The organism is Rhodococcus sp. NPDC055112, from assembly GCF_053607505.1.
Window position 1 is genome coordinate 47226 of sequence record NZ_JBSGTR010000034.1, and the last position, 8977, is coordinate 56202.

Below are 8977 nucleotides of genomic sequence, written 5' to 3' on the forward strand. Positions count from 1 at the left end.
CCCTCGGCCGCGCCCCTCACGCGACCGAACCCGGGTGGGCGCCGAGCTCGACGGCGCCGCGGCTCCTGGTCTGCCCCCCGGCCCATGAATCGCGGCACCCCGACCCCGGCCACAACGCGACTGTGCGCGAGGTTCTCCACGAACCTCGCGCACAGTCGTGTGTCGGACACCTACCCCAGGACCAGCGAATCACCGTCGACCGAGACGTTCACCGGCACCGTGTCTCCGTCGTGGATGTCCCCGGCCAGCAACAGCTTCGCGAGCTGGTCGCCGATCGCCTGCTGGATCAACCGGCGTAGCGGCCGCGCCCCGTACAGCGGGTCGTATCCGCGGTGCGCCAGCCATTCCTTCGCGGGCCCCGACACCTCCAGGCTCAACCTGCGCGCCGCGAGCCGCTTCGCCAGCTGCCCGAGCTGGATGTCGACGATCGACTCCAGCTGCTGCTCCGAGAGCGGATCGAAGATCACCACGTCGTCGAGCCGGTTGATGAATTCCGGCTTGAACGCGTGCCGCACCGCGTCCATCACCTGCTCCCTGGTGCCACCGGCGCCGAGGTTCGAGGTGAGGATCAGGATGGTGTTGCGGAAGTCAACCGTTCGGCCCTGACCGTCGGTCAGGCGCCCCTCGTCGAGCACCGCCAGCAGGATGTCGAACACGTCCGGGTGCGCCTTCTCGACCTCGTCGAACAGCACCACCGTGTACGGCCGCCTGCGGACCGCCTCGGTGAGCTGACCGCCCTGGTCATAGCCGACGTACCCCGGAGGCGCACCGACCAGCCGCGCCACCGAGTGCTTCTCGCTGTACTCCGACATGTCGATCCGGACCATCGCCCGCTCGTCGTCGAACAGGAAGTCCGCCAACGCCTTCGCCAGTTCGGTCTTGCCGACGCCGGTCGGGCCGAGGAACAGGAACGAGCCGGTCGGCCGGTTCGGGTCGGCGACCCCTGCCCGTGCGCGACGGACCGCATCGGACACCGCGATCACCGCTTCGTCCTGGCCGACGACCCGCTTGCCCAGCTCCGACTCCATCCGGAGCAGCTTGGCGGTCTCGCCCTCCATCATCCGGCCCGCGGGGATACCGGTCCACGCCGACACGACATCGGCGACGTCGTCGGGCCCGACCTCCTCCTTGAGCATCACGTCGCCGTCGCTGGCGCCACCGGACGCCTCGACCGCGGCCTCGAGCTTGCGCTCCAGCTCCGGGATCCGGCCGTACCGCAGCTCGGCCGCCTTGCCCAGGTCGCCGTCGCGCTCGGCCCGATCCGACTCGCCGCGAAGCGCTTCGAGCTGTTCCTTGATCTCGCGGACGGAATCGATGGCCTGCTTCTCGTTCTGCCACCTGGTGCTCAGCTGCCCCAGCTTCTCGCGGTCGTCGGCGAGCTCCTGGCGCAGCTTGACCAGCCGGGCCTTGGACGCCTCGTCGGTCTCCTTCTCGAGCGCCATCTCCTCGATCTCGAGCCGCCGCACCGTGCGCTCGACCTCGTCGATCTCGACGGGCCGTGAGTCGATCTCCATGCGCAGCCGCGACGCCGCCTCGTCGACCAGGTCGATCGCCTTGTCCGGCAGGAACCTGGAGGTGATGTAGCGGTCCGAGAGTGTCGCGGCCGCAACGAGAGCCGAGTCGGTGATGCGCACGCCGTGGTGCACCTCGTAGCGCTCCTTCAGGCCGCGCAGGATGCCGACGGTGTCCTCCACCGACGGCTCCCCGACCAGCACCTGCTGGAAGCGGCGCTCGAGGGCGGCGTCCTTCTCGATGTACTTGCGGTACTCCTCGAGGGTGGTGGCACCGACCATCCGCAGCTCACCGCGGGCGAGCATCGGCTTGATCATGTTGCCTGCGTCCATGGCGGACTCGCCGGTCGCACCCGCGCCGACGATCGTGTGCAGCTCGTCGATGAAGGTGATCACCTGACCGGCCGAGTTCTTGATGTCGTCGAGAACGGCCTTGAGCCGCTCCTCGAACTCGCCGCGGAACTTGGCTCCCGCGACCATCGAACCGAGGTCGAGCGAGACGACGGTCTTACCGCGCAACGACTCCGGGACGTCACCCGCCACGATGCGCTGGGCGAGACCCTCGACGATCGCCGTCTTGCCGACGCCGGGCTCGCCGATGAGCACCGGGTTGTTCTTGGTGCGGCGGCTGAGAACCTGTACGACGCGCCGGATCTCGGTATCCCGGCCGATCACCGGGTCGAGCTTGCCTGCGCGCGCGGCCGCGGTGAGGTCGGTGCTGTACTTCTCCAGCGCCTGATAGGTGCCCTCGGGGTCGGGGCTGGTCACGCGCGCGCTGCCGCGCACGGTGGTGAAGGCCTCACGCAGCGCCTCCGGGGTGGCCCCGTGCCCGACAAGGAGTTTCGCGACGTCGGAGTCACCGGAGGCCAACCCGACCAGGACGTGCTCGGTGGAGACGTACTCGTCGTCGAGCTCGGTGGCCAGGTGCTGGGCGGCGGTGAGCGCGGCGAGCGCCTCGCGGCCGAGCTGTGGCGTGGTGGTCGCGCCGGTCGTCTGCGGCAGCCGGTCCACCATCGCCTGGGCCTCGCGGTGCACTGCGGTCGGGTCGACGCCAACCGCCTTGAGCAGCGGGGCGGCGATGCCGTCGGTCTGGTCGAGCAGCGCGGCGAGCAGGTGCGCCGGACGGATGTCCGGGTTGCCCGCGGCGGAAGCAGACTGCAAAGCGGCGGTCAGTGCCGCCTGAGTCTTGGTGGTCGGAGAAAACGAGTCCACTGGTCACCCCTTCGGAAGACGTCGGTCGTCGCCGTCGAGCCTATGCAGGGCCACTCGGCGTTGTCACATGTTCCAACGCTCCAAAGGTTGAGTCTGTTCCGCTCAAGTTTGGGAATCTTGGGGCTGACGTGGTGCCGCTGGTCACAGCCCGAGGCCGACGCGGTACCGCTCGAGCCGCTCCACCAACTCCGCCGGGTGCGCGAGCGCGGGCAGGTGACCGCTGTCCATCTCGTCGGGCGTGATCCCCAGCCGGTCCCGCACCACCCGGCGCTGGAACTCCGCGGGGAAGATGCGGTCCTGACGGCAGAGCAGGAACCGCGTCGGCACGTCCGGCCAGGCCGGCAGCGGCCAGGGCGCCCGGAACGGCGTCTCGGACTGTTCCCGCGCCCCGCCCGCCATCACCGCCGGGATCAGCTCCGGCGGCACGTCGTGCAGAAAGACCGTGACCGGATCGAACTCGGCGTCGGGGTCACGGCCGTCCGCCACGTCCTGCGCGCGACGGGCGGCCCTCTGCCCGGTGTTCGCCCACCAGTCGCCCGGCGCCTCCCCCGGAACCGGGACCATCGCCGCGACCAGCACCATCAGCGACACCGGCACCCGCTCGCAGACCAGCGGCGCGGTGAACCCGGCCATCGACTGCGCCACCAGGATCAGCCCGGTGCGGTCGCCGATCGCGTCGACCACCACGTCGGTGTACTCCGCGAGCCCGGCCGAATCGTCGTCGCACGGCAGGTCCGGCGTCACCACGTCGTGCCCGGCCGCGCGCAGCGGCGGCGTCACGAACTGCCAGTACGACGAGTCGGATCCGGCTCCGGGGATCAGGACGTAGGTGGCCATGGGCCGACGCTACGCCCGCGATCGCCGCTACACCGCGCGCGCCGCGCCCTCCCAGTAGCGCGCCCGCAGCGCCTTCTTGTCCAGCTTGCCGAGCGGGGTCAGCGGGAGCGCGTCGACGAAGTCGATCGTCTTGGGCGCGTGCACCGCACCCTTCGCCGCCTTCACCCGCTCGACCAACTCGGCGACCTCCACCGTCGCGCCCTCGCGCAGCACCACGCAGGCCTTGACGGCCTCTCCCCACTTCTCGTCCGGCACACCGACGACGGCGACCGAGGCGACCGCGGGATGACCGGAGATGACGTCCTCGATCTCCCTGGGGAAGACGTTGAAGCCGCCGGTGATGATCATGTCCTTCTTGCGGTCGACGATGTACAGGAAGCCGTCCTTGTCCGCGCGGGCGACGTCACCGGTGTGCAGCCAGCCGCCGCGCAGCGCCTCCGCGGTCTCCGCCGGCTTCTTCCAGTAACCCTGCATCACCAGCGGGCCGCGCACGCAGATCTCGCCGAGCTCGCCGCGGGGCACCTCGTTCAGGTCGTCGTCGAGCAGGCGCACGTCCAGCCACGGCACCGGACGCCCACAGGAGGCCAGCCGCTCGAGGTTGGCGGGGTCGTGCTCCTCCTTGCGCATCACGGTGATGGTCATGCCGCACTCGGACTGACCGAAGTACTGGAAGAAGATCGGGCCCAGCTTCTCGATGCCCTCGACCAGGCGCGCGGGCGACATGGCCGCCGCGCCGTAGTACAGCGTCTGCAGGCTGGACAGGTCCCGCTTGGCCAGGTCCGGGTGGTCGAGCAGCATGTAGATCATCGTCGGCACGAGCATCGTCACGGTGATCTTGTGCTTCTCGATCGCCTCGAGGACGGCGCCCGGCTCGAAGGCGGGCAGCACCACGAGCGCGCCGCCGCGCATCAGCGTCGGCACGAAGAACGCCATGCCCGCGTGCGAGAGCGGGGTGCAGGCGAGGAAGCGCATCTCGTCCGGCCACTGCCACTCGGCCATCTGGATCTGCGGCAGCGTCACGCCCGACTGGAAGGTGTTGATCACGCCCTTCGGCTTGCCGGTGGTGCCTCCGGTGTAGACGATGCTGCTCGGGTCGGACCCGGCCACCTTCGCGGCGACCAGCCGCTCGGGGACGAAATCCCCTACCAGGGCGAGCAAGTCGACTCCCACCTCGGACGGGCCGAGCGAGAAGAGGTTCTTCAGCGACGGCACCGAGGCCTTGAGCTCCGCCGCGCGCCCCTCGAACGCAGTGGGATCGAAGATCAGCGTCTCGATCTCGGAGTCCTCGAGGATGTAGCGGTGATCGTCGAGCGATCCCATCGGCGCGAGCGCGGTGTTGCGGCAGCCGAGGATCATCGTGGACCCGACGCTGATGAGCACCTCGGGACGGTTCTTCGAGAGCATCGCGACCGTGGAGCCCGTGTCGATGCCGAGGGACCGCAGAGCCTGCACGAAGCAGCTGATCTGGTCGCGCATCTGCCCACCGGTGAGCACCACGTCCCCGAGGTAGAGGGCGGGGCGGTCCGCGTTGCGCTCCAGCGCAGTGATCAGCAGGTCCGCGGTGTACTGCGGGCGGTGCAGGTCGGCGAGCTCGTCGGTGGTCATTTCTTCTCCGCTCTGACTGGGGGTCACGGCTGGCGGGCCGCGGCCGTGCGCGTGGCACGCCTCACATTAGAACGCAAACTGACACATGTTCTAGTGGCAATTGCATTTGTGCAGGTGTCAATGCCGTCGCGATACCCTCTGGGCATGCAGAACACGGGTGTCGAACAGCAGGTCTGGACCGCGACGGTGGTGGAGCACCACCGGCTACGAACCGATCTCGCGGTCGTCCGGTTGGAGGGCGAGTTCGTCCCGTTCACCGCGGGGCAGTCGGTCTCGGTGACCGTGCCGCAGAACCCGCGGGTCTCGCGGCGCTACTCCCCCGCCCTCCCGCCCTCGCTCGACGGCAAGCTCGAGTTCCACGTCCGGACGGTGCCCGCCGGCTGGATCAGCGGCGCGATCGTCGGCGACACCGCCCCCGGCGACCAGTGGCAGATCAGCGAGCCCAGCGGGCGCCTCTCGGTGGACGATTCCGGCCGGGACATCGTGATGGTCGCGGGCGGCACCGGGCTCGCCCCGTTCCGCTCGATCATCCTGGAGCTCGCGCGGCGCCCGAGGCCGCCACGGGTGTACCTGTTCATCGGCGGCCGTCACCCCCGCGACCTCTACGGCTCGGACATGTTGTGGATCCTGGCCCAGCAACTGGACTGGCTGACCGTGGTCCCCGTCGTCGAGAGCGTGCACGACCCCGAGTGGGCCGACGAATGGCACGAGAGCACCCGGGTCGACATCGGCTTCGGCCCCGACGACATCATCGCGGGCACCCTCGCCGAGGTCGTCAGCTCGTACGGCGCCTACACCGACCACCAGGTGCTGGTCTGCGGCTCCCCCGCGATGGTGCGCTTCACCCTGCGCGCGCTCATCGACAGCGGAACCCCCGCGGGCGCCATCCAGTTCGAATAGGCGCTCCGCGCCCGTGCGCGGTTGACGAGTCCAGGGACCCCTCAACCGCGCACGACCGCGGCGCAGCCGCCTAGCGCCTGGTGCTGCCCGCGTCGACCGGGAGGGACACCGAGGTGATGTAGCGCGCCTCGTCGGACGCCAGGAAGAGCGCGGCGTTCGCGACGTCCACCGGTTCGATCCACGGGATCGCGAGCATGTTCATCGTCGCGGCCGACTCGGCGAACTCCTCGCGCGTCGGCGGCCGGTCGAGATCGGGGCGGAACTTCGTGCGCACCGCGTCGTTCTGGATCATCGGGGTGTCCACGTTGGTGGGGTGCACGGTGTTGACCCGGACCTGGTGCGGCGCCAATTCCTTTGCCATCGAACGCATCAGCCCGACGACGCCGTGCTTGGCGGCGGTGTAGTGGGCGACGCCGACCAGGCCGCGCAGCCCGGCGATCGAACTGGTGAGGATCATCGACCCGCCGCCCCGCTCGATCAGGTGCGGCGCCGCCACCGCGCACGTCTGCCACACCCCGGTCAGGTTGACGTCGAGCATGGTGTTCCAGGTCTGCTCGTCGAGATCGAGCGCCGGGGCCGAGGAGGTGATCCCCGCGGTGGCGCAGACGATGTCGAGGCCGCCGAACGCCGCGACCCCGGCGTCCACCGCGGACGACAGCGCCGCCCGATCGCGCACGTCGACCTCGAAAGTCTCTATCCGCCCGCCCGTTTCGCGCACCAGCGCCGCGGTCTCGGCGAGGTCCGCCGCGCTCGACGGCGGCGTGACCACCGTGTCGATCGGCCCGCACAGGTCGACGGCGATCACGTCGGCCCCCTCCTGCGCGAACCGCAGTGCCTGCGCCCGTCCGATGCCGCGGGCCGCGCCGGTCACCAGCGCGACCTTGCCCGCCACCCGCCCGCTCGGAGTAGTCCCCGCTCGCGTCATCGTCACACCTTCTGCGTCAGGCCGGCGTCGACCACCAGCTCGGTTCCGGTGATGTACCGGGCTTCGTCGGATACCAGGAAGAGCAGGGCGTTGCTGACGTCGGCGGATTCCACCCACGGCACCGGCAGCAGATGGTTGCGCGCCAGGACCTCCATCACGTCCTCCACGGTGGGGTCCGCCAGGTCGGGCCGCAGCCGGGCGAAGGTGGCGGGGTTCAGCGTCATCGCGGTACCGACCGCGCCTGGCAGCAGGGCATTGACGCGAATCGACTTCGGCCCCAGCTCGTTTGCGAGTGTCCGCATCAGCCCGATCACAGCGTGCTTGCTCGCCGAGTAGTGGGCGGCGCCCGCGACGGCCTTCATGCCCGCGGTCGAGCTGACGATGACGACCGACCCGCCGTCGGCGCCGATCGACGGGGCCGCGGCCTTCACCGTGTGCCAGACGCCGGTCAGGTTGATGTCAAGGGAGCGCTGCCACACCGGGGCGTCGATGGTCCACGCCGGGCCCGGGTTGTCGCAGACACCCGCGTTGGCGACGACGACATCGAGCCGGCCCAGCTCGGCCACACCCGCGTCCACGCCCGCCTGCACCGCGGCGAGATCGCGCACGTCCGCCCCTGCGACCGCCGCGCGCCGTCCCGTCTCACCCACGAGCCGGGCGGTCTCGGCCAGGTCGGCCGCCGCACCGGGGAGGTCCATCGCGATGATGTCCGCGCCCTCCTCGGCGAGACGGACCGCATGGCTGCGCCCCATTCCGTTGCCTGCGCCGGTGATGAGCGCGACCTTGCCCGCCATACGAGACATCGGTGTCTCCTTCCACGTCTGCAGCCGACGCTAAGGGGGCACTCCGCAGGGCTGACAGCAGCTCTCCCGCGCAGCGGGAGGTCCGCGCGAACTCCGCCTGCCGCGGCGGGTGTCCGGGGCAGTATTCGATCGACCCGACGATTGGAGACCCGCATGGCGATCATCGACCCGACCCGCACCTGGGAGATGTTGCAGACCCGACTGGCCGACACGACCAACCCGCGACATCGCGTGGTACTCGGCGCAGTCCTGGAGCACATGCAGGCCGAGGAGGAGCCCGACCTCGACCGGTTGATCGGCACCCTCGCCCCTGACCCCGACTACCACTTCTGGAACGGAGGAAAGGACGTCGGTCCCAAGGGCACGGACGCCGTTCGGACGTACTACAGCTGGTTCATCGGGACCAAGACGAACGTGCTCGAGTTTGCGCTCGATCGGCTCGTCGTGGACGACCACTGTGTGGTCACCGAGGGCTTCCTCAAGCAGATCTATCCCGGCGCGTATGCCGCATCGGTCGGCATCGAGGTCGACGACGAGAGCGCCGACTACCTGGTGGTGAACCGACAGCTGATCCTGTGGCCGGTGGACGCCGACGGGCTCATCGGCGGCGAGGATTCCTACCAATCCGGCCCGGTGAGCGTCACGAAGATCGCCTTCGAGGACCTGCCCCGCAAGTACGTGCAGATGGTCCACGTCTCCGCGTGAGATCAGCCCGACGACCCGAAAGGCACACCGTGCACACCGCTTTCATCCGCGTGAAGGTCGCCCCGGCCGCGGCCGACCGCGCCGCGCTCGCCATGCTCGCGCTGGTCGAGCCGACGCTCGCCGAGCCCGGTTGCCTCACCTACGAGTTCTATCGCGATCACGACGATCCGTCGCTGTTCCTGTGCTTCGAGCACTGGCAGTCGCGTCAGGCGCTCGACGACCACGGCTCCACACCGCACGTCGCCGCGTTCCTGGCCGAGTTCGGACCGGTGATCGAGCTCTGGGAGTCCAACCACGCGTCCGCATTGGCCTGATCCTCGCGCCGACCGCGTCCCCGCCCACGGCGACGACGACGTCCGCGCCCCGTGCGAGCGCGGCGCGGGTCTGCCCGACGCCCGGGTCCTCGACCGTCGTCTCGAACCACAGCGGGTCAGGCAGCGCGGCGTCCGCGAAGGCGGCGCGCACGAGCGCCTCCAGGC

8 protein-coding genes are annotated in these 8977 nt (G+C 70.0%); 3 read left to right on the forward strand and 5 right to left on the reverse strand.

Going from position 1 to position 8977, the window contains the following annotated elements:
- Positions 1–170 precede the first annotated feature (170 nt).
- The 3 genes from clpB to ACWFRB_RS16010 form a co-directional block, all read right to left on the reverse strand.
- On the reverse strand, positions 171–2723 hold the full coding sequence (gene clpB / locus ACWFRB_RS16000; RefSeq protein ID WP_452642120.1) for an ATP-dependent chaperone ClpB: 2553 nt from the start codon (positions 2721–2723) through the stop codon (positions 171–173).
- 141 nt (positions 2724–2864) lie between these two features.
- Entirely contained in the window at positions 2865–3560 is a 696-nt protein-coding gene (locus tag ACWFRB_RS16005; protein WP_452642121.1) for an alpha/beta hydrolase, read from the reverse strand.
- A 27-nt stretch (positions 3561–3587) separates the two neighbouring features.
- Entirely contained in the window at positions 3588–5165 is a 1578-nt protein-coding gene (locus ACWFRB_RS16010) for an AMP-binding protein (RefSeq protein ID WP_452642122.1), read from the reverse strand.
- A gap of 144 nt (positions 5166–5309) precedes the next feature.
- Between ACWFRB_RS16010 and ACWFRB_RS16015 the strand changes: the two genes are divergently transcribed.
- Complete coding sequence (locus ACWFRB_RS16015; protein WP_452642123.1) at positions 5310–6065, forward strand: FAD-binding oxidoreductase; 756 nt, start codon at positions 5310–5312, stop codon at positions 6063–6065.
- A 70-nt stretch (positions 6066–6135) separates the two neighbouring features.
- On the opposite strand, the gene ACWFRB_RS16020 is transcribed toward ACWFRB_RS16015, so the two are convergent.
- Positions 6136–6990 (reverse strand): mycofactocin-coupled SDR family oxidoreductase, encoded by an 855-nt coding sequence (locus tag ACWFRB_RS16020; RefSeq protein ID WP_452642124.1) that lies wholly within the window; start codon positions 6988–6990, stop codon positions 6136–6138.
- A 2-nt stretch (positions 6991–6992) separates the two neighbouring features.
- Entirely contained in the window at positions 6993–7793 is an 801-nt protein-coding gene (locus tag ACWFRB_RS16025; protein ID WP_452642125.1) for a mycofactocin-coupled SDR family oxidoreductase, read from the reverse strand.
- A 153-nt stretch (positions 7794–7946) separates the two neighbouring features.
- Here ACWFRB_RS16025 and ACWFRB_RS16030 point away from each other — a divergent pair, with 153 nt between their 5' ends.
- Positions 7947–8498: a nuclear transport factor 2 family protein gene (locus ACWFRB_RS16030; protein ID WP_452642126.1), complete on the forward strand. Its 552-nt coding sequence runs from the start codon at positions 7947–7949 to the stop codon at positions 8496–8498.
- 29 nt (positions 8499–8527) lie between these two features.
- The gene (locus tag ACWFRB_RS16035; RefSeq protein ID WP_452642127.1) at positions 8528–8812 is read left to right on the forward strand and encodes a putative quinol monooxygenase; all 285 of its coding nucleotides are present in this window, start codon (positions 8528–8530) and stop codon (positions 8810–8812) included.
- Positions 8813–8977: the final 165 nt, after the last annotated feature.

Excerpts from the sequence above, each read along its gene's own strand:
- ACWFRB_RS16005 (WP_452642121.1), bottom strand. The coding sequence starts at position 3,560 with ATGGCCACCTACGTCCTGATCCCCGGAGCCGGATCCGACTCGTCGTAC.
- ACWFRB_RS16010 (WP_452642122.1), bottom strand. The coding sequence starts at position 5,165 with ATGACCACCGACGAGCTCGCCGACCTGCACCGCCCGCAGTACACCGCG.
- ACWFRB_RS16015 (WP_452642123.1), top strand. The coding sequence starts at position 5,310 with ATGCAGAACACGGGTGTCGAACAGCAGGTCTGGACCGCGACGGTGGTG.
- ACWFRB_RS16020 (WP_452642124.1), bottom strand. The coding sequence starts at position 6,990 with ATGACGCGAGCGGGGACTACTCCGAGCGGGCGGGTGGCGGGCAAGGTC.
- ACWFRB_RS16025 (WP_452642125.1), bottom strand. The coding sequence starts at position 7,793 with ATGTCTCGTATGGCGGGCAAGGTCGCGCTCATCACCGGCGCAGGCAAC.
- ACWFRB_RS16030 (WP_452642126.1), top strand. The coding sequence starts at position 7,947 with ATGGCGATCATCGACCCGACCCGCACCTGGGAGATGTTGCAGACCCGA.